The sequence below is a fragment of the Pectobacterium sp. HCp5_1 genome (assembly GCF_032905925.1).
GTDB classification, from domain to species: Bacteria; Pseudomonadota; Gammaproteobacteria; order Enterobacterales; family Enterobacteriaceae; genus Pectobacterium; species Pectobacterium brasiliense_A.
Window position 1 is genome coordinate 181,134 of record NZ_JAUMIO010000007.1, and the last position, 18,864, is coordinate 199,997.

At 52.2% G+C, this 18,864-nt stretch carries 19 protein-coding genes; 12 read left to right on the forward strand and 7 right to left on the reverse strand.

All coding sequences use genetic code 11. The features are described from left to right. Positions 1 to 112: 112 nt before the first annotated feature. The 3 genes from Q3A88_RS08110 to Q3A88_RS08120 form a co-directional block, all read right to left on the reverse strand. Positions 113 to 1,387: a mechanosensitive ion channel family protein gene (locus tag Q3A88_RS08110; RefSeq protein WP_110163869.1), complete on the reverse strand. Its 1,275-nt coding sequence runs from the start codon at positions 1,385 to 1,387 to the stop codon at positions 113 to 115. Positions 1,388 to 1,610: 223 nt separating this feature from the next. Then, positions 1,611 to 2,213, reverse strand: coding sequence for a peroxiredoxin C (locus tag Q3A88_RS08115; protein WP_010299049.1), 603 nt, complete (start codon positions 2,211 to 2,213; stop codon positions 1,611 to 1,613). 211 nt (positions 2,214 to 2,424) lie between these two features. Then, a complete protein-coding gene (locus Q3A88_RS08120) occupies positions 2,425 to 3,006 on the reverse strand; it encodes an ACP phosphodiesterase (protein WP_039274427.1) in 582 nt (193 codons plus the stop codon). A 131-nt stretch (positions 3,007 to 3,137) separates the two neighbouring features. Between Q3A88_RS08120 and queA the strand changes: the two genes are divergently transcribed. From queA to secF, 5 genes are all read left to right on the forward strand, one after another. Further along, complete coding sequence (queA, locus tag Q3A88_RS08125; RefSeq protein ID WP_039511016.1) at positions 3,138 to 4,205, forward strand: tRNA preQ1(34) S-adenosylmethionine ribosyltransferase-isomerase QueA; 1,068 nt, start codon at positions 3,138 to 3,140, stop codon at positions 4,203 to 4,205. A gap of 96 nt (positions 4,206 to 4,301) precedes the next feature. Continuing rightward, positions 4,302 to 5,447: a tRNA guanosine(34) transglycosylase Tgt gene (gene tgt, locus Q3A88_RS08130; protein ID WP_010282031.1), complete on the forward strand. Its 1,146-nt coding sequence runs from the start codon at positions 4,302 to 4,304 to the stop codon at positions 5,445 to 5,447. Between the two features lie 126 nt (positions 5,448 to 5,573). Beyond that, positions 5,574 to 5,906 (forward strand): preprotein translocase subunit YajC, encoded by a 333-nt coding sequence (gene yajC, locus Q3A88_RS08135; protein WP_110163797.1) that lies wholly within the window; start codon positions 5,574 to 5,576, stop codon positions 5,904 to 5,906. A gap of 27 nt (positions 5,907 to 5,933) precedes the next feature. Beyond that, positions 5,934 to 7,781, forward strand: a complete 1,848-nt coding sequence (gene secD, locus Q3A88_RS08140) for a protein translocase subunit SecD (RefSeq protein WP_110163796.1) — start codon at positions 5,934 to 5,936, stop codon at positions 7,779 to 7,781. 72 nt (positions 7,782 to 7,853) lie between these two features. Next, a complete protein-coding gene (secF, locus tag Q3A88_RS08145) occupies positions 7,854 to 8,765 on the forward strand; it encodes a protein translocase subunit SecF (protein ID WP_219993363.1) in 912 nt (303 codons plus the stop codon). Between the two features lie 75 nt (positions 8,766 to 8,840). Here the strand turns inward: secF and Q3A88_RS08150 are convergent, their stop codons facing one another. After that, complete coding sequence (locus tag Q3A88_RS08150; RefSeq protein ID WP_110163794.1) at positions 8,841 to 9,410, reverse strand: DUF3251 domain-containing protein; 570 nt, start codon at positions 9,408 to 9,410, stop codon at positions 8,841 to 8,843. A 219-nt stretch (positions 9,411 to 9,629) separates the two neighbouring features. On the opposite strand from Q3A88_RS08150, the gene nrdR reads away from it, so the two are divergent. The 6 genes from nrdR to pgpA all read left to right on the forward strand — a co-directional run bounded on the left by nrdR (position 9,630) and on the right by pgpA (position 13,842). Continuing rightward, positions 9,630 to 10,079, forward strand: coding sequence for a transcriptional regulator NrdR (nrdR, locus tag Q3A88_RS08155; RefSeq protein ID WP_010282042.1), 450 nt, complete (start codon positions 9,630 to 9,632; stop codon positions 10,077 to 10,079). Positions 10,080 to 10,114: 35 nt separating this feature from the next. Next, complete coding sequence (gene ribD, locus Q3A88_RS08160; protein ID WP_104213351.1) at positions 10,115 to 11,251, forward strand: bifunctional diaminohydroxyphosphoribosylaminopyrimidine deaminase/5-amino-6-(5-phosphoribosylamino)uracil reductase RibD; 1,137 nt, start codon at positions 10,115 to 10,117, stop codon at positions 11,249 to 11,251. A 110-nt stretch (positions 11,252 to 11,361) separates the two neighbouring features. After that, the gene (ribE, locus tag Q3A88_RS08165) at positions 11,362 to 11,838 is read left to right on the forward strand and encodes a 6,7-dimethyl-8-ribityllumazine synthase (RefSeq protein ID WP_012773708.1); all 477 of its coding nucleotides are present in this window, start codon (positions 11,362 to 11,364) and stop codon (positions 11,836 to 11,838) included. Positions 11,839 to 11,862: 24 nt separating this feature from the next. Next, positions 11,863 to 12,282: a transcription antitermination factor NusB gene (gene nusB / locus Q3A88_RS08170; protein ID WP_010282066.1), complete on the forward strand. Its 420-nt coding sequence runs from the start codon at positions 11,863 to 11,865 to the stop codon at positions 12,280 to 12,282. Between the two features lie 68 nt (positions 12,283 to 12,350). Next, entirely contained in the window at positions 12,351 to 13,331 is a 981-nt protein-coding gene (thiL, locus tag Q3A88_RS08175; protein ID WP_039499020.1) for a thiamine-phosphate kinase, read from the forward strand. After that, a complete protein-coding gene (gene pgpA / locus Q3A88_RS08180; RefSeq protein WP_039274457.1) occupies positions 13,306 to 13,842 on the forward strand; it encodes a phosphatidylglycerophosphatase A in 537 nt (178 codons plus the stop codon). Before thiL ends, pgpA begins: the two co-directional genes overlap by 26 nt. A gap of 68 nt (positions 13,843 to 13,910) precedes the next feature. On the opposite strand, the gene dxs is transcribed toward pgpA, so the two are convergent. The 3 genes from dxs to xseB are packed head-to-tail and all read right to left on the reverse strand — an operon-like array spanning position 13,911 to position 16,951. After that, positions 13,911 to 15,776, reverse strand: coding sequence for a 1-deoxy-D-xylulose-5-phosphate synthase (gene dxs, locus Q3A88_RS08185; RefSeq protein WP_110163793.1), 1,866 nt, complete (start codon positions 15,774 to 15,776; stop codon positions 13,911 to 13,913). Between the two features lie 18 nt (positions 15,777 to 15,794). Then, positions 15,795 to 16,706: a (2E,6E)-farnesyl diphosphate synthase gene (gene ispA / locus Q3A88_RS08190; RefSeq protein ID WP_110163792.1), complete on the reverse strand. Its 912-nt coding sequence runs from the start codon at positions 16,704 to 16,706 to the stop codon at positions 15,795 to 15,797. Further along, a complete protein-coding gene (xseB, locus tag Q3A88_RS08195) occupies positions 16,703 to 16,951 on the reverse strand; it encodes an exodeoxyribonuclease VII small subunit (protein ID WP_010282080.1) in 249 nt (82 codons plus the stop codon). The genes ispA and xseB overlap by 4 nt, the downstream gene beginning before the upstream one ends. Positions 16,952 to 17,203: 252 nt before the next feature. Here xseB and thiI point away from each other — a divergent pair, with 252 nt between their 5' ends. Continuing rightward, positions 17,204 to 18,652, forward strand: a complete 1,449-nt coding sequence (thiI, locus tag Q3A88_RS08200; protein WP_014914518.1) for a tRNA uracil 4-sulfurtransferase ThiI — start codon at positions 17,204 to 17,206, stop codon at positions 18,650 to 18,652. The last annotated feature ends 212 nt before the right edge of the window (positions 18,653 to 18,864 follow it).

Below are 18,864 nucleotides of genomic sequence, written 5' to 3' on the forward strand. Positions count from 1 at the left end.
GAGCTTACATGGACGTACTTGCAGCGTCTTTACGATCTATTCGTTACTCCCGCACTACGGACTTTATTAGCAACCTCTGCGCTTCCATTGGAGCATTTTTTTGTGCCTATTTTTACGCTTTCGGCGTAGTCATTTGCTGCGCCATGACTCGCATATCGTGGCCGGTTGGGATTTGATGAATGCGGAGATCGAACTCCGGTAAGATCGCAAAGATATGGTCGAAAATATCAGACTGAATGCTTTCATAATCGACCCAGGCGGTTGTGTTGGTAAACGCATAAATCTCCAGCGGTACCCCTTCTGACGTTGGCGCAAGCTGCCGTACCATCAGCGTCATCCCTTTATGAATACCCGGATGCGTGCGCAGATAAACCTGAAGGTAAGCGCGGAAGGTGCCTAAATTCGTCAAACGACGGCCGTTCAGCGGTGATGTCAGGTCGGAGTCGGACTGGGCATTATGCTGATCCAGTTCACTCTTCTTGTTCTGAATATAAGGCGACAGCAGCTTGCTGCGCAGCAATCGCGCCTGCTCGTCTTCCGTCATAAAATGCACGCTGGTGGTATCGATATTGATACTGCGCTTGATACGCCTGCCCCCAGATTCGGACATCGAACGCCAGTTCTTAAAAGAATCGGAGACTAACGCATAGGTGGGAATCGTGGTGACGGTATTGTCCCAGTTTCTCACTTTTACCGTTGTCAGCCCGATATCGATAACGGCTCCGTCAGCGCCGTATTTCGGCATTTCGAGCCAGTCTCCCAGCGTTAACATGTCATTGGCGGAGAGTTGGATGCCCGCGACCAATCCCATAATCGGATCTTTGAACACCAACATCAGGACGGCGGCCATCGCGCCTAGTCCACTGATCAGAATCAGCGGCGATTTCCCGATGAGCAGTGACACCACCATAATGCTGATGACGATGGTGGCAATCAGTTTCAGGCTCTGGAAGATACCGCGCAGCGGCAGCTGGCTGGCGACTTTGGTACGGGCGGAAACGTTGAGCAGAACATCGAGGAGCGAGAACAAGGACAGCAGAGCAAAAACCATGATCCACACCTGGGAACAGATGATGAGTGCTTCACGGGTTTCACTCTGCGAGGGAAGCCACACAAAGACCTGAATATTCAGGATCACCCCTTGTAGCAAGAAGGCCAGCCGGTTAAACAAGTTGTGTTGCGTCAGCGCCTGCTTCCACCCGTGTCCCTCGGTTTTTCCCGGCTTATTGAGTGAGCGCAGTACCATTCTTTTCAGCACAACCTGATGAAAAATCAGGTGGATGACGGCAGAAATGAGCAATATCAGCCCAAGAACAATCAGTAACGCAATGAGGCTAGCGTGTTGTATTCCAGCTTCTCTCAGCCATAGCGCGAGATTTTGTTGCATGCGTTCTCCTTTTATTCCAGTGAATCTGTCGTGCATTAACACGATGTGGCTTTAAGGCTAAGGATTTAGCGCCCCTAGTCAACCTTTTGTATTATTTAAGATATCGCAGGGAAGAGACGGTGAGAGGTGAAGAAGAACAGATGAATAACTTGCGGGCAAAGAAAAAGCCAGTCGCATCGCGACTGGCTTGGTCATCATATTGCCATGTCGGCAGGATGAGGAATTACAGCTTGTCTGCGTTCTCAGACAGGTATTTTGCTACGCCGTCTGGTGACGCGCCCATACCGGATTTCCCTTTTTCCCACTGCGCTGGGCACACTTCGCCGTGCTCTTCGTGGAATTGCAGGGCATCAACGGTACGCAGCATTTCATCGATGTTACGACCCAGCGGCAGATCGTTCACTACCTGGTGACGAACTACGCCGTTTTTGTCGATCAGGAAAGAACCACGCAGTGCAACACCGGCTTCTGGGTGCTCAATGCCGTAGGCCTTCTGGATTTCGCGCTTGATGTCAGCAACCATCGCGTATTGCACTTCGCCGATGCCGCCTTTGTCCACAGGGGTTTTACGCCATGCGTTGTGAACAAACTCGGAGTCGAAGGAAACGCCAACCACTTCTACACCGCGTTTCTTGAACTCGGCATAGCGGTGATCGAAAGCAATCAGCTCTGACGGACAAACGAAGGTGAAGTCCATCGGCCAGAAGAAGATCACGGCAGCTTTACCGTTGATGTGCTTCTTCAGGTTGAAATTTTCGACGATTTCGCCACTGCCTAAAACGGCAGCTGCGGTGAAGTCTGGGGCTTGACGAGTTACCAGGACCATAATTACTCCTGTAGATAGCGGTTAATGATCGGATGATATAAAAAACAGCGAGTAGTATAGGGACTCTGCCTAAGTGAATACAGGCAAAGAGACCAATCAATGAGATAGTTTCTGTCTATTGAACTCATCGCTATTTCCTTTCAAGGGGCTAGATTAACCCTTTTGATGGAAAGGACAATACGCCGCGTAGAAAAACGGAAAAGTCGCGATCTTACAGCTGCTGCGCTTTCGCTAATTGCATCATCCGTGGATAAAACTGCCAGAAGAGTGTTTCAAATTGATGATAGTGCTGCTCGATATCCTGAAAAGAGCCGGACAGCGCAGCCAGTTTCGGACGGCGTACCGACATTCTGTGCAGCACATCGGCGATAAACGGCAGCTCTGCGTAACGGGTCATCCAGCGTTCCGGCCACAGATAGCGATTCAGGTTCTGAAAGCGTTCCGGCGTTTGCGCCAGATGCGGCTCGATTTGTGATTGCGCCTCGTCGATAAAGGCTTGCAAGGGCGTGTCCGGCACCAGCTGTAGCCAGTGACGTGCAAGATAGTGATCCCACAGCACATCCAACGTAATCGGCGAAACGCGGCGGAATTCATCGCTGAAATACTGACGCGCCTGTTTGACTTCCGGCAGGCTGTCGGTCAGCGAATCAACACGACGATGCAGACGAATACCCGCGACGATCTCGTCAGCGTAGCTGTCTTGTGGGTTACCGCGCACGAAATCCGCCATCAGATTACCTAATAGGGAGCTGTCGGCCAGCGTGGCTAGATGGAGGTGGGCAAGAAAATTCATCGTGACAGTATATACCTTTTCTATTGGATATCATGCATTCCACGACTCAGGTGCTTATTTCTTGCAGCCATGCGCTTGCGGCTCTAGACTAGGCCGCCCATTTTTAATGTATTACAGCTAAGTGAATTGCCATGCGTGTTACCGATTTTTCGTTTGAACTTCCTGAATCATTGATTGCCCATTATCCACAAGCGGAACGCAGTGGGTGCCGCCTGCTATCGCTGGACGGGCCGACGGGAAATCTGACGCACGGCGTGTTTACCGATTTGCTGGATAAACTGAATCCCGGCGATCTGCTGGTATTCAACAATACGCGCGTGATTCCTGCTCGTCTGTTTGGTCGTAAAGCCAGCGGCGGCAAACTGGAAGTACTGGTTGAGCGTGTGCTGGATGACCATCGGGTACTCGCGCACGTTCGGGCGTCAAAAGCGCCAAAACCGGGTACGGAACTGCTTCTGGGCGATGACGAAAGCGTCAAGGCCACGATGACCGCTCGCCACGATGCGCTATTCGAGCTGCATTTCGATGATGATCGTGATGTTCTATCGATCCTGAATGATATCGGCCATATGCCGTTACCACCGTATATCGACAGACCGGATGAAGATGCCGACCGTGAGCTTTATCAGACGGTGTATAGCCAACGTCCGGGCGCCGTAGCGGCACCGACGGCGGGCTTGCACTTTGATGAGCCGATGTTGGCCGCGCTGCGCGAGAAGGGCATCGACATGGCGTTCGTTACGCTGCACGTCGGGGCGGGGACTTTCCAGCCTGTGCGCGTCGATACGATTGAAGATCACATTATGCACGCCGAATATGCCGAAGTGCCGCAGGACGTCGTTGATGCTGTTCTGGCGTGCAAAGCGCGGGGAAATCGTGTGATCGCCGTTGGTACTACCTCGGTACGTTCACTGGAAAGTGCCGCGCAGGCCAGCCAGAACGCGGCGATCGAACCGTTCTTCGGCGATACCAAAATTTTCATCTATCCAGGCTATCACTACCGCATTATCGATGCGCTGGTGACCAATTTCCATTTACCCGAATCGACGTTAATCATGCTGGTGTCGGCCTTTGCCGGTTACCAGAACACGATGTCTGCCTACCGCCAGGCGGTGGCAGAGCAATATCGTTTTTTCAGCTACGGTGATGCGATGTTTATTACGCACAATCCGATGGCCGAACAGGAAAACGTGGGCTAAACCCACTTTCCACATAATAGGAACGCCACAGACCACGCTCTGTCAGGCGTTAATACATCATTACCATCAGACTGTTTTTCTGATGCTGGAGGCTAAGTGAAGTACGAATTACAAACAACGGACGGCCGTGCGCGACGCGGTAGATTGATTTTTGAACGTGGCGTAGTAGAAACCCCGGCTTTTATGCCCGTGGGGACGTACGGCACGGTGAAAGGCATGACGCCGGAAGAAGTGAAAGAGACCGGCGCACAGATTCTGCTCGGCAATACGTTCCATTTGTGGCTGCGTCCCGGTCAGGAAATCATGAAGCTGCATGGCGATCTGCACGACTTCATGAACTGGCACGGCCCGATTCTGACGGACTCCGGCGGTTTTCAGGTGTTCAGCCTCGGCGATATTCGCAAGATTACCGAACAGGGCGTGCATTTCCGTAACCCGATCAACGGGGACTCGATTTTCCTTAGCCCGGAAAAATCGATGGAGATTCAGCACGATCTCGGTTCCGACATCGTCATGATCTTTGATGAGTGTACGCCGTACCCTGCCGATTGGGATTACGCCAAGCGCTCTATGGAGATGTCACTGCGCTGGGCAAAACGCAGCCGTCAGCGTTTTGATGAGCTGGAGAATAAAAATGCGCTGTTCGGTATTATTCAGGGAAGTGTTTACGAAGATTTACGTGATGTATCCGTAAAAGGGCTGGTAGACATTGGCTTTGATGGGTACGCTGTGGGCGGTTTGGCTGTCGGTGAGCCGAAGGAAGATATGCACCGTATTCTGGAGCACGTTTGCCCGCAGATTCCAGAAGATAAACCGCGCTACTTGATGGGCGTTGGCAAGCCGGAGGATTTAGTCGAAGGTGTCCGCCGCGGTGTCGATATGTTTGACTGTGTGATGCCAACGCGCAACGCACGTAACGGGCATCTCTTCGTGACTGATGGCGTAGTGAAAATCCGTAATGCGAAGCATAAAGATGATGTCAGCTCGCTGGATGAACACTGTGATTGCTACACGTGTCGCAATTATAGCCGCGCCTACTTGCATCATCTTGACCGTTGCAACGAAATACTCGGAGCACGACTCAATACCATTCATAACTTGCGTTATTATCAGCGTTTAATGGCAGGTTTACGCCAGGCCATTGAAGAGGGTAAATTAGAGCACTTTGTGGTGGATTTTTACCAACGCATAGGCAAACCGGTTCCGCCGCTTGCTGAAAAAGACGTTGCCGCAAGCAGCTGATAGTCCGTTTGCTATGCATTGTATCTTGTTATGAATTGTATTTTGTTGTGAAGCGTTTTTACGATTATAAGGTTGATAACTTATCTTTTTGATAGCTTATCTTTTGACAAAAAAGAGGATATTTAAATGAGTCTTTTCATCTCCGATGCTGTAGCTGCAACTGGCGCTTCGGCTCAGGGAAGCCCGTACTCTCTGGTTATTATGCTGGCCGTTTTTGGTCTGATTTTCTACTTTATGATCCTGCGTCCTCAGCAAAAACGCGCCAAGGAACACAAAAAGTTAATGGATTCTATCGGCAAGGGCGATGAAGTTTTAACGACCGGTGGTCTGGTTGGTCGCGTAACCAAAGTGTCCGAAACTGGCTATATTGCGATTGCGTTGAACGAGACCAATGAAGTGGTTATCAAACGTGATTTCGTGGCTGCCGTGCTGCCGAAGGGCACGATTAAGGCCCTGTAATTTCCGATTTTCCCGAAGGGAACTGCCGTGTTAAATCGTTATCCTTTGTGGAAGTACCTGATGCTGGTCGTGGTGTTTTTTGTCGGCCTGCTCTACGCACTTCCTAACCTATATGGTGAGGATCCGGCGGTACAAGTTACTGGCGCGCGGGGAACCGCCGCCAGCGAAACGACGCTGATCCAAGTCCAGAATGTTTTAAAAGAACAGAACATTACCAGTAAGTCGATTGCATTGGAAAACGGTGCAATTCTGGCTCGCTTCTCTAACCCTGATGTTCAGCTCCGTGCGCGTGAAGCGCTCGTTAATGAGCTGGGCGAAAAGTTCGTGGTTGCACTTAACCTGGCACCTGCTACGCCAACCTGGCTGCGGTTGTTGGGCGCTGAACCGATGAAACTGGGGCTTGACCTGCGCGGCGGCGTTCACTTCCTGATGGAAGTGGATATGGATACGGCGCTGGGTAAACTACAAGAACAAACCATGGACTCTTTGCGCAGCGATCTGCGTGAGAAGAACATTCCTTATGCCTCCGTGCGTAAAATTGATAATTACGGTGTCGAAATTCGTTTCCGTGATGCTCAAACTCGTGATGAGGGCATCAACTATCTGACGACTCGTCACCGTAATCTGGTTCTCAGCAGCAGCGGCAGCAACCTGCTACGCGCAGTGATGTCTGACGAACGTCTGCGTGAAGCACGTGAATACGCCGTACAGCAGAACATCAATATCCTGCGTAACCGTGTGAACCAACTGGGTGTTGCTGAGCCTCTGGTACAGCGTCAGGGTGCCGATCGCATCGTCGTTGAGTTGCCGGGTATTCAGGACACGGCGCGCGCGAAAGAAATTCTTGGTGCAACCGCTACGCTGGAATTCCGTCTGGTCAACAGTAATGCTGACGCAACCGCAGCGGCGAACGGCCGTGTGCCGGGCGACTCTGAAGTGAAGAATATGCGTGACGGCTCACCAGTGGTGTTGTTCAAGCGTGTGATTCTGACGGGCGACCATATTACCGATTCGACATCGAGTACGGATGAATACAACCAGCCTCAGGTGAATATTTCTCTGGACAGCGCGGGTGGCAACACCATGTCCAACTTCACCAAAGACAGCATCGGTAAGCTGATGGCGACCCTCTTTGTGGAATACAAAGACAGCGGCAAGAAAGATGCAACTGGCCGTTCGATATTGGAAAAACACGAAGAAGTGATCAACGTAGCGACGATTCAGTCGCGACTGGGTAACAGCTTCCGTATTACCGGCATTGATAACCCGAACGAAGCGCGTCAGCTTTCTCTGCTGCTGCGTGCGGGTGCGCTGATTGCACCGATTCAGATCGTTGAAGAACGTACCATTGGGCCAACGCTGGGGATGCAAAACATCACTCAGGGGCTGGAAGCCTGTTTGTGGGGCTTGATCGCATCGATCCTCTTTATGGTCTTCTTCTACAAGAAGTTTGGTGTCATTGCGACCAGTGCATTGGTTGCTAACCTGGTGTTGATTGTCGGCGTGATGTCGCTGCTGCCAGGGGCGACGCTGACCATGCCGGGTATCGCGGGTATCGTGCTTACGCTGGCGGTGGCAGTCGATGCTAACGTACTCATTAACGAACGTATCAAAGAAGAACTCAGTAATGGTCGCTCCGTGCAACAGGCCATTCATGAGGGCTACAAAGGTGCATTCAGTTCGATTGTTGATGCGAACATCACGACGTTGATTAAAGTCATCATCCTGTATGCGGTTGGTACCGGTTCTATCAAAGGGTTTGCTATCACGACTGCGATTGGGATTGCGACCTCAATGTTTACGGCGATCGTCGGTACTCGTGCCATCGTTAACCTGCTTTACGGCGGTAAACGTATCAACAAGCTGTCTATCTAGGAGTGCGTTGTGGCACAGGAACAGGAATACAACATTGAACAACTCAATCATGGGCGTAAAGTCCATGATTTCATGCGCTGGGACACATTGGCATTTGCCATTTCCGCTTTGCTGATCATCGCTTCTATCGCGATTATGGGTGTACGTGGTTTCAACTGGGGACTCGATTTTACCGGTGGTACGGTCATTGAGATTAACCTTGAGAAACCTATCGATCTCGATGTCCTGCGTAGTTCATTAGAGACCTCCGGGTTTTCAGAGCCGCAGGTGCAGAACTTCGGTAGCAGCCGTGACGTAATGGTACGTATGCCACCGGTTTCTGGCAGCGAGAACGAAGCGCTCGGTAACAAAGTGCTGAAGGTGGTGAACGATACCTTCCAGCAGCATGCGACGGTGAAACGTATTGAGTTTGTCGGGCCGAGCGTGGGGAGTGATTTGGCACAGGCGGGCGCATTGGCGCTAATGTCTGCGCTGATTGCTATCCTCATTTATATCGGTTTTCGTTTTGAATGGCGTCTGGCGATGAGTGCCGTACTGGCTTTGGCGCACGATACGATCATCACGATGGGTCTGCTGTCTCTGTTCTCTATTGAGATTGACCTAACGATCATTGCGTCGCTGATGTCGGTAATTGGTTATTCACTTAACGATAAGATCGTGGTATCTGACCGTATTCGTGAGAACTTCCGTAAGATTCGTCGTGGCACACCTTACGAGATTACCAACATCTCTCTGACACAGACGTTGCATCGTACCATCATCACATCGGCGACCACGTTGGCGATGATTGTGATCCTCATGGTCTTCGGTGGCGCATTGTTGCATGGCTTCTCGTTGACGATGTTTATCGGTGTGATCATCGGTACGATCTCTTCTATCTACGTTTCTTCCGCTCTGGCGCTGAAACTGGGTATGAAGCGTGAACACCTGATCGTTCAGAAAGTGGAAAAAGAAGGTGCGGATCAACCGTCTATCCTGCCTTAATCTGCCGCCTGTAAACATAAAAAACCCCGCATTGCTGCGGGGTTTTTTGCATCTTAGCGTTGGGAAATGTGCTTACTAGGGGGACTCGGTTGCGGCAACCGGTGGCGGACTCTGTATTTCCTGAACCTGATGTAAACGAACAAAGCCGAGTTCTTCCGGCGACAGGTTGCTCAGGCGCAATTCAATAATCGCTTCGGCTTTTGGTAACAGAGTAGGGGAGACGACAAACGACTGTGTTTGCGTGTCGCCAGCTAAAGGCTTCCCGCTCACAGGATCGAGCCGTCCCCAGTCAAGCTGTGCGCCAAAGGCTGGTAGCCCCTTCGCATCAAGTGTGCGAATGTGCAGCAACGCGCTTGTTCCGTTCGCTTCCGTCTCGATATTGCGTAACGACACGTTGAGTCTGCCAATACTGCTTTCCAGAACAGTGCTGGTTTGGGCTGCTGGCAGTAAATAAACGCCGGAGGTGGACTGGGAATTCAACGCATTTTGTCGCTCTAATGCCGTGGCCTGATCGGTCAGCGTTTGTAATTGCTGATTGAGCTGGCCTATCTGATTTTGCAATTTGGGCATCTGGCGCTGTTCAGCGCACCCTGCGAGCAAAATGAGCGCTGGCAGGAAGCTCAGTACGCGATATCGGGTTCTCATGTCTGTGGTTCCCCTTTCGATGTTTTTATTCATTGATCCGTTGATCCCTGTTGCTGAGTTTAGCTGCGATTAAGCCTAAGTCATAGGTGAGACAGCTTTTTTCATCCTATTACCGGAAGAGATGCGAAACCCTTCGCAACGTGGATCAGGAGTTTTGGTTAGTCCGTTAATTCAGGGTAAACTGTCGCTACGTTTAAGGATTACTGGTCAGGACACATCATGCATTGCCCATTTTGTTCCGCTGTTGATACCAAAGTCATTGATTCCCGTCTGGTCGGCGAAGGTTCGCAAGTACGTCGTCGTCGGCAGTGTCTGGTTTGTCATGAACGCTTCACCACGTTTGAAGTGGCTGAACTGGTGATGCCGCGAGTCATCAAAAGCAATGAAGTACGCGAGCCTTTTAATGAGGATAAATTGCGTAGCGGCATGCTGAAGGCGCTGGAAAAAAGGCCGGTCAGTTCTGATGACGTCGAAATGGCGCTTAATCACATTAAATCCCATCTTCGTGCGACCGGAGAACGCGAGGTGACCACCAAGATGGTGGGGAATCTGGTGATGGAAGCGTTGAGAAAGCTGGATAAAGTGGCTTATATCCGCTTTGCATCGGTGTATCGCAGCTTTGAAGATATCCGCGAATTTGGCGAAGAAATTGCGCGTTTGCAGGATTAAGTCGCGTCGACGCAATAGAGATAAGAGGTTCGGGAATGAGCGCTTTTCAGGAAAACGGCCACTTGCCGCAGGATGAATTATACATGGCGCGCGCGCTAGAGCTGGCGCGCCGTGGCTGTTTCACGACAGCTCCCAACCCTAATGTTGGCTGCGTGATTGTTCGTGATGGCGAAATTGTCGGTGAAGGCTATCATTTTCGTGCTGGTGAGCCACACGCTGAGGTGCATGCGCTGAGAATGGCGGGGGAACGTGCACGTGGTGCGACGGCCTACGTCACGTTGGAACCGTGTAGCCATCATGGGCGAACACCGCCTTGCGCCGATGCGTTGATTACGGCTGGCGTTTCCCGCGTGGTTGCTGCGATGCAGGATCCGAATCCACAGGTGGCAGGGCGTGGTTTGCATCGCTTACAGCAAGCGGGGATCGCCGTCAGTCATGGTTTGATGATGGTGGAAGCAGAGAAGGTGAATGTCGGCTTCCTGAAACGCATGCGGACGGGCTTTCCTTACGTGCAGCTTAAAATGGCGGCGTCTTTGGATGGGCGTACTGCGATGGCGTCGGGAGAAAGCCAGTGGATCACCTCACCGCAGGCGCGGCAGGATGTGCAGCGCTTTCGTGCGGAGAGTGCAGCGATTCTGAGCAGTAGTGCGACGGTGTTAGCTGACGACCCTTCTCTCACTGTACGCTGGTCAGAGCTGGGGGCTGATGTGCAGAAACGCTATTCAGAAGCGGATCTCAGGCAGCCCGTGCGGGTGATTGTGGACAGCCAGCAGCGCGTCACGCCACAGCATCGGATTGTTAGCCAACCGGGTGAGACCTGGCTGGCGCGCGTGCAGGCGGATGAACAAGCGTGGCCGCAGGGCGTTGAACAAGTGATGCTACCGCAGCACAATGGCGGTGTTGATCTGGTGGCGTTGATGATGGTGCTGGGGAGACGGCAGATTAACTCCGTCTGGGTCGAAGCCGGAGCCAGTCTGGCCGGTGCGCTGCTTAATGCTGGCGTTGTTGATGAACTTATCGTTTATCTTGCCCCCAAGCTGTTAGGTGAAAATGCCCGTTCGCTGTGCCTCTTGCCCGGACTGGATCAGCTGTCTCAGGCACCGGAATTTGATATCGCAGACGTTCGCCAGGTTGGCCCAGATTTGCGATTGCGCCTGAAGCCTAAATTCTGATGTGTATGTAAATACGTGGCGCAGGTCCGACAAAACCGGATACGTGCCAACAATAATTATGATAGAATCCGCCCCCCTGCGGGCCATAAAGACCAGATACAAGGAAAGCTATGAACGTTATCGAAGGTGTTGTTGCTACTCCTGATGCCCGTGTGGCGATTGCGATTGCGCGTTTTAACCATTTTATTAACGATAGCCTGCTGGAAGGTGCGATTGATGCACTGAAGCGCATCGGTCAGGTTAAAGATGAAAACATCACCGTTGTTTGGGTGCCAGGTGCTTACGAACTGCCATTGACGGTTCGTGCGCTGACTAAAAGCGCGAAAAATGGCGGATATGATGCCGTGATTGCTCTGGGAACGGTCATCCGTGGTGGAACAGCGCATTTTGAATTTGTTGCTGGCGAATGTAGCTCAGGCCTGTCCTCTGTTGCGATGGACAGTGAAATCCCTGTTGCTTTCGGCGTTCTGACGACGGAAAGCATTGAGCAGGCGATTGAGCGTGCCGGTACGAAAGCGGGGAACAAAGGTGCTGAAGCTGCTTTGACCGCGCTAGAAATGATTAATGTATTGAAAGCGATTAAGTAAGCCTGATTAAGTAAGGGGAATTCCGTGAAACCTGCTGCTCGTCGCCGCGCTCGTGAATGTGCGGTTCAAGCGCTTTACTCCTGGCAGTTATCTAAAAATGATATTGCCGATGTTGAACACCAATTCCTGAGCGAGCAGGATGTCAAAGATGTCGACATTACCTATTTCCGTGAATTGCTGGCGGGTGTTGCCACTCAGGCTGAGAAGCTTGATCAACTGATGGCACCTTTCCTGTCTCGTCAAATTGAGGAATTGGGACAGGTTGAAAAAGCGATTCTGCGTTTGGCGATGTTTGAGCTGAGCAAGCGCGAAGACGTTCCTTACAAGGTGGCGATTAACGAGGCCATCGAACTGGCTAAAATCTTCGGTGCTGAAGATAGCCATAAGTTTGTGAATGGCGTGCTGGACAAAGCCGCTCCGAGTGTACGGAAAGGCAAGAAGTAAAATGAATCGAATCAGGGCCGGATATCCGGCCCTGATCGCTTTTGAATGATAGGCTGGCTGGAAAGGTTATGGTTGAAGGTGAGTTTGACCTTATTGCCCGCTATTTTAATCGGGTCCGAAGTTCACGTCGCGATGTTGAGTTAGGCATCGGTGATGACTGTGCGTTACTGACGGTGGCAGATAAGCAGATGCTGGCGGTGAGTACCGACACGCTGGTATCTGGTGTTCATTTCCTACCTGATATCGATCCCGCCGATTTGGGTTACAAATCTCTGGCGGTCAATTTAAGCGATCTGGCTGCAATGGGCGCCGATCCTGCCTGGCTTTCTCTGGCCATTACCCTACCTAAAAGCAATAGCCAGTGGCTATCCGCGTACAGCGACAGCTTGTTTGAACTGCTTGATTATTATGGCATGCAGTTGGTCGGGGGGGATACGACGCGCGGCCCGCTGAGCCTGACGCTGACTATCCACGGTCTGGTGCCAGCAGGTCGGGCATTGACGCGTCGCGGAGCCAGAATTGGTGACTGGATTTATGTTACTGGTTCATTAGGCGACAGCGCGGCTGGTCTGGCTATCCTCCAGAATACCCTGCATGTTGAGGATGAACAGGCACGTCAGGGATTGATCCAACGTCACCTTCGTCCTCAGCCGAGAATCCTGCAAGGTCAGGCGCTGCGCGATCTGGCCAGCTCGGCCATCGATCTTTCCGACGGCCTCATCTCCGATCTACAGCATATACTTAAAGCCAGCGAGTGCGGCGCGCGTATTAATCTGGACGCGATCCCACAATCTGATTGGCTACGGGGCTGCGTCGATGAAGAACAGGCGCTGCGTTGGGCACTATCTGGCGGCGAAGACTATGAGCTGTGCTTCACCGTGCCGGAAATTAACCGTGGTGCGCTGGAACTGGCCTTGGGGCATCTCGGCGCTGACTACACCTGCATCGGGCAAATCGGGCCTTCCTCTGAAGGGCTACGCTTTTTCAGAGATAATAAAGCGACCGAGCTGAACTGGAAGGGGTATGACCATTTTAGCGAGCAAAACTGACTCTGCGAACAAGGCGAAAGGTGCTGAAGTGGCAAAACGCCGCTTACGGCTGAGTAACCCGTGGCACCTGCTGGCAACCGGGTTTGGCAGCGGTCTGTCTCCCTGGATGCCGGGTACGGTAGGATCGCTAGCGGCGATTCCACTGTGGTACCTCATGTCGTTCCTGCCGCTTGAATTGTATTCGCTGTTGGTCATGCTGAGCATTTGCATCGGTGTTTACCTGTGCCATCAGACCGCGAAAGATATGGGTGTTCACGATCACGGCAGCATCGTCTGGGACGAATTTGTCGGCATGTGGATTACCCTGATGGCGATCCCGGCGGATAAGTGGCAGTGGGTGGCGGCTGGGTTTGTCGTCTTCCGCTGTCTGGATATCTGGAAACCCTGGCCGATTCGCTGGTTCGATCGCAACGTGCATGGCGGCATGGGGATTATGATCGATGATATTGTCGCGGGGGTGATCTCTGCGGGGATTATCTACTTTATCGGCTATCACTGGCCGATATTCTGACGTTACTGCGTTATTGAACGACTGATATTATTGAACCGGGGCCATGTGCCCCGGTTATCGTTAGCGACTTATTCCATCCACTGCGTGATTCTGCGCTCGATGCCAGCGGCATCCAGACCCAGGTCGGCACGGATTTCTTCCTGAGAACCTTGTGGGATAAAGACGTCCGGCAGCCCAATGTTCAGCACCGAGACAGAAAGGCGTTTCGCCATCAGGAATTCATTCACGCCGCTCCCTGCACCGCCCATGACCGCATTCTCTTCCAGCGTCACAAACGTGCTGTGAGATTGCGCCAGCTCTTCAAGTAATGCTTCATCCAGTGGCTTAACAAAACGCATGTCGACGAGTGTGGCGTTTAACTTCTCTGCCGCAATCTGGGCTTCTGGTAATAGCGTCCCGAAATTCAGAATCGCGATCGTTTCGCCCTGACGACGCACCACGCCTTTCCCGATTGGCAGTTCTGATAGTGGAGTCAGCTCCGTCCCCGTACCGTTTCCGCGCGGATAGCGCACCGCCGTAGGGCCTTTCTGGTAGTGATAGCCCGTGTGCAGCATCTGGCGACACTCATTTTCATCGCTGGGCGTCATGATGATCATGTTCGGGATACAGCGTAAGAAAGAGAGATCGAACGCGCCTTGATGCGTCTGTCCATCCGCACCAACAATACCGCCGCGATCGATAGCAAACAGAACGGGTAGATTCTGGATCGCCACATCGTGGATGACCTGATCGTAGGCACGTTGCAGGAAAGTGGAATAAATAGCGACAACCGGATGATAACCACCGACAGCCAGACCAGCAGCAAACGTGACGGCATGCTGTTCGGCAATCGCGACGTCAAAATATTGTTGTGGATAGTCGCGGGAGAATTGCACCATGCCCGAACCTTCGCGCATTGCAGGCGTGATTGCCATCAGCTTGCTGTCTTTGGCGGCTGTTTCTTGTAGCCATTGACCGAAGATTTTGGAATAGGTGGGTTGGGCACCTTCTTTGCTTTTCGGCAATGTACCGCTGGCCGGATCGAATTTCGGCACGGCGTGCCAACTGATCGGATCCTGCTCGGCCGGAGCGTAGCCTTTGCCTTTCTTCGTCATGATGTGCAGGAGCTGTGGGCCTTTCAGGCTGCGCATGTTTTTCAGCGTATGCGCCAGTGCCTGAACGTCATGACCATCAACTGGGCCGATATAGTTAAAACCCAGCTCTTCAAATAACGTGCCCGGCACGACCATGCCTTTAAGGTGTTCTTCAGTGCGTTTCACCAGCTCTTTGATAGGCGGTAGGCCGGATAAGACCTTTTTACCGCCTTCGCGCAGGCTGGCGTAGAGCTTGCCGGATAGCAGCTGCGCCAGATGGTTGTTCAGTGCGCCGACGTTTTCTGAAATCGACATTTCATTGTCGTTCAGCACAACCAGCAGATCGGATTTGATGTCGCCCGCATGGTTCATCGCCTCAAAGGCCATGCCCGCGGTAATCGCGCCGTCGCCAATCACACAAACGGTACGGCGGCCTTTGCCTTCACGCTCGGCCGCAACGGCCATGCCCAGTCCGGCACTGATTGAGGTGGATGAATGCCCGACGCTTAATACGTCATATTCGCTTTCATCACGCCATGGAAAAGGGTGCAAGCCGCCTTTTTGACGGATCGTTGAAATACGATCGCGACGACCGGTAATGATCTTGTGCGGATAAGCCTGATGGCCGACATCCCACACCAGATGATCGAAAGGGGTGTTATAGACGTAATGCAGTGCAACCGTTAATTCAACCGTCCCTAACCCTGAAGCAAAATGGCCGCTTGAACGGCTGACGCTGTCCAGCAGATATTGGCGCAGCTCATCGCACAGCTTTGGCAGGCTCTCTTTCGGCAACAACCGAAGTTCATCCGGTGTTTCCACTAACGCCAATGTAGGGTACTTCGCGGTATCAAAACTCATTAGAGACTCATTAGGTAATTACTTATCGCGTTCAACGATGAAATTCGCCAGCGCTTGTAATGGGGCAATATTCAGGGGAATTGAGCTGGATGCGACGAGGTCGTCAAGCGATGCCAGTGATTCCTGATAAAGCTCCTGTGCTTTTTTTCGTGCGTTATCTAACCCCAGTAAACTGGGATAGGTGCTTTTACCTAGCTGCTGGTCTGCACCCTGACGTTTGCCTGTTGTTGCGCTGTCGCCAACAACATCGAGAATATCGTCCTGAACCTGAAAAGCGAGCCCAATCGCATTAGCGTAGCGATCCAGATGGGGCAATGCGTCGCGACCTGTTTCACCGGCTGCTAGTGCGCCTAGTCGGACAGCAGCGCGAATCAAGGCACCGGTTTTGTGGCGGTGAATCCGCTCTAACGCGGCCAGATCGACCTGATGACCTTCCGCTTCCAGATCGAAAGCCTGCCCGCCGCACATGCCTGCAACCCCGCTGGCCTGAGCCAATTCTGAGATCATCGCCAGCCGATCGCGGTCAGAAACCTGTGGCATCGGTGCATCGGCCAAAATGGAGAACGCCAGCGTTTGTAATGCATCGCCTGCCAAAATGGCATTGGCTTCGCCAAATTTGATGTGGCAGGTCGGCTGTCCACGGCGTAAATCGTCGTCGTCCATCGCCGGCAGATCGTCATGAATCAATGAATAGGCATGGATACATTCGACTGCCGCAGCAGGGGCATCCAGACTCTCTAACGGCATGCCAAACAGTTCGCCAGTAGTATAAACCAGAAACGGGCGCAGGCGTTTGCCTCCTAAGAGTGAGCCATACTCCATCGCATTGACCAGTGGACTACTCTGAAAGGGGAGGTCGGCGATGAAATGCCCCAACATACGGTTCGTGCGTTGGTAATGCGCATTCAGTTTCGTGCTGAAATCGGTCATAGCGAGTCGTTATCCGGCGTAAACGGTGACAGCGGCGCTTCGGGATCGTCGCTCAGCAGGATTTGTACGCGCTGTTCTGCCTGTTGCAGTTTTTGCTGACCCTGGCGAGCGAGCTGGATGCCATGCTCAAACTCATTTAGCGCATCGTCCAGCGGCAGTTCGCCTGATTCGAGGCGGGTAACGATTTTTTCCAGTTCGTTCAGCGAGCTTTCAAAGCTGACTGGCTGCTCGGTCTTCTTAGGCATAGTGGTTTCAGAATCCTGGTGTTATACGCCGTTGGCTTGTGGCGGCAGAGCGTGGTGTTACGTGTGGTCATCCGTGGATGCGCAACAATTATACGGTTAAAGCGCACAGTATATCTTCATATAATGATATACTCCGCGCCCTGGATGCTATTGGTAAAATCATCCCTGTTCTGGCTGATTTTACCGATAACGTGATTTTAGTGCTCAGGGTAAATTTATTTACGCCTTTCTGACCAAGTAACGACAGCCACCATGAAGTTTATCATTAAATTGTTCCCGGAAATCACCATCAAGAGCCAATCTGTGCGGTTGCGCTTTATCAAGATTCTAACCGGAAACATTCGCAACGTATTAAAACACTATGATGAAACGCTGGCGGTTGTCCGTCACTGGGATCATATCGAAGTTCGGGCCAAAGACGAAAGCCAGCGTGAGGCGATTCGTGATGCGCTGACAAGAATTCCCGGCATTCACCATATTCTGGAAGTTGAAGATCACGCCTATACCGACGTGCACAATATCTTTGAACAAGCGCTGGCATTGTACCGTGAGCGGTTGGAAGGTAAGACGTTTTGTGTGCGAGTGAAACGCCGCGGTAAGCATGAATTCAGCTCACAGGACGTAGAACGCTACGTCGGCGGTGGTTTGAACCAGCACATTGAAACGGCGCGAGTCAACCTCACTGCACCGCAGGTCACCGTACACCTGGAAATCGAGCAAGACCGTCTGCTGCTGATTAAGGGGCGCTATGAAGGTATCGGCGGTTTCCCGATCGGTACGCAGGAAGATGTGCTGTCACTGATTTCCGGTGGTTTCGACTCCGGCGTATCCAGCTATATGTTGATGCGTCGCGGATGTCGTGTGCATTACTGCTTCTTCAACCTTGGCGGTGCAGCACATGAGATTGGGGTGAAACAGGTCGCACACTATCTGTGGAACCGCTTTGGTAGTTCACATCGGGTGCGTTTTATTGCTATCGACTTCGATCCTGTCGTGGGTGAAATTCTCGAGAAGGTCGACGACGGCCAAATGGGCGTCGTGCTGAAGCGTATGATGGTGCGTGCGGCCTCCAAAGTTGCTGAGCGTTACGGTGTTCAGGCGCTGGTGACGGGTGAAGCGTTAGGGCAGGTCTCTAGCCAGACGCTGACCAACCTGCGTTTGATCGATAATGCCTCCGACACGCTGATTCTGCGTCCGCTGATTTCTCATGATAAAGAACACATTATCAAACAGGCTCGCGAACTGGGGACGGAAGATTTCGCCAAAACGATGCCGGAATACTGTGGTGTGATCTCGAAAAGCCCGACGGTGAAGGCAGTGAAAGCGAAGATTGAGGCCGAAGAAAGCCACTTCGATTTTGCTATCCTGGATCGTGTGGTGAGTGAAGCCCGGAATATTGATATCCGTGAGATCGCCGAGCAGACCAAGCAAGACGTGGTTGAAGTGGAAACGGTCGCGTCATTTGCGCCAACCGACGTGCTGCTGGATATCCGTGCGCCGGATGAGCAGGACGATAAGCCGCTTGAACTTGATCAGGTTGAAATCAAATCCTTACCGTTCTACAAGCTGGGTACGCAGTTTGGCGATTTGGATCAGAGCAAAACCTATCTGCTCTACTGTGAGCGTGGCGTGATGAGCCGCTTGCAGGCGCTATACCTGCGTGAGCAAGGTTTTACCAACGTGAAGGTGTACCGTCCGTAATAGGGATAAGGCGCGTAAGCGCCTTAGACTTTCTGACAAAGTGCGCCGAGCGGTGTTAATGGATAGATCGTAAAGACGCTGCAAGTACTTCCCTTGTATCTTGAACCATGTAGTGGGTGGTGGTTAGCTACCATCACCTGAAACAGGGTGAATCTGGTACTTCCTATAAGGTCAGACCTTGTCTTACAGCTGAGATCCCCTGTTTCACCTTT

Coding starts and splice junctions, on each gene's coding strand:
- nrdR (WP_010282042.1), top strand. CDS start 9,630: ATGCATTGCCCATTTTGTTCCGCTGTTGATACCAAAGTCATTGATTCC.
- pgpA (WP_039274457.1), top strand. CDS start 13,306: ATGACCATTTTAGCGAGCAAAACTGACTCTGCGAACAAGGCGAAAGGT.
- Q3A88_RS08150 (WP_110163794.1), bottom strand. CDS start 9,410: ATGAGAACCCGATATCGCGTACTGAGCTTCCTGCCAGCGCTCATTTTG.
- yajC (WP_110163797.1), top strand. CDS start 5,574: ATGAGTCTTTTCATCTCCGATGCTGTAGCTGCAACTGGCGCTTCGGCT.
- thiI (WP_014914518.1), top strand. CDS start 17,204: ATGAAGTTTATCATTAAATTGTTCCCGGAAATCACCATCAAGAGCCAA.
- dxs (WP_110163793.1), bottom strand. CDS start 15,776: ATGAGTTTTGATACCGCGAAGTACCCTACATTGGCGTTAGTGGAAACA.
- Q3A88_RS08120 (WP_039274427.1), bottom strand. CDS start 3,006: ATGAATTTTCTTGCCCACCTCCATCTAGCCACGCTGGCCGACAGCTCC.
- Q3A88_RS08110 (WP_110163869.1), bottom strand. CDS start 1,387: ATGCAACAAAATCTCGCGCTATGGCTGAGAGAAGCTGGAATACAACAC.
- secF (WP_219993363.1), top strand. CDS start 7,854: ATGCGCTGGGACACATTGGCATTTGCCATTTCCGCTTTGCTGATCATC.
- ribE (WP_012773708.1), top strand. CDS start 11,362: ATGAACGTTATCGAAGGTGTTGTTGCTACTCCTGATGCCCGTGTGGCG.
- queA (WP_039511016.1), top strand. CDS start 3,138: ATGCGTGTTACCGATTTTTCGTTTGAACTTCCTGAATCATTGATTGCC.
- thiL (WP_039499020.1), top strand. CDS start 12,351: ATGGTTGAAGGTGAGTTTGACCTTATTGCCCGCTATTTTAATCGGGTC.
- Q3A88_RS08115 (WP_010299049.1), bottom strand. CDS start 2,213: ATGGTCCTGGTAACTCGTCAAGCCCCAGACTTCACCGCAGCTGCCGTT.
- ispA (WP_110163792.1), bottom strand. CDS start 16,706: ATGACCGATTTCAGCACGAAACTGAATGCGCATTACCAACGCACGAAC.
- ribD (WP_104213351.1), top strand. CDS start 10,115: ATGAGCGCTTTTCAGGAAAACGGCCACTTGCCGCAGGATGAATTATAC.
- xseB (WP_010282080.1), bottom strand. CDS start 16,951: ATGCCTAAGAAGACCGAGCAGCCAGTCAGCTTTGAAAGCTCGCTGAAC.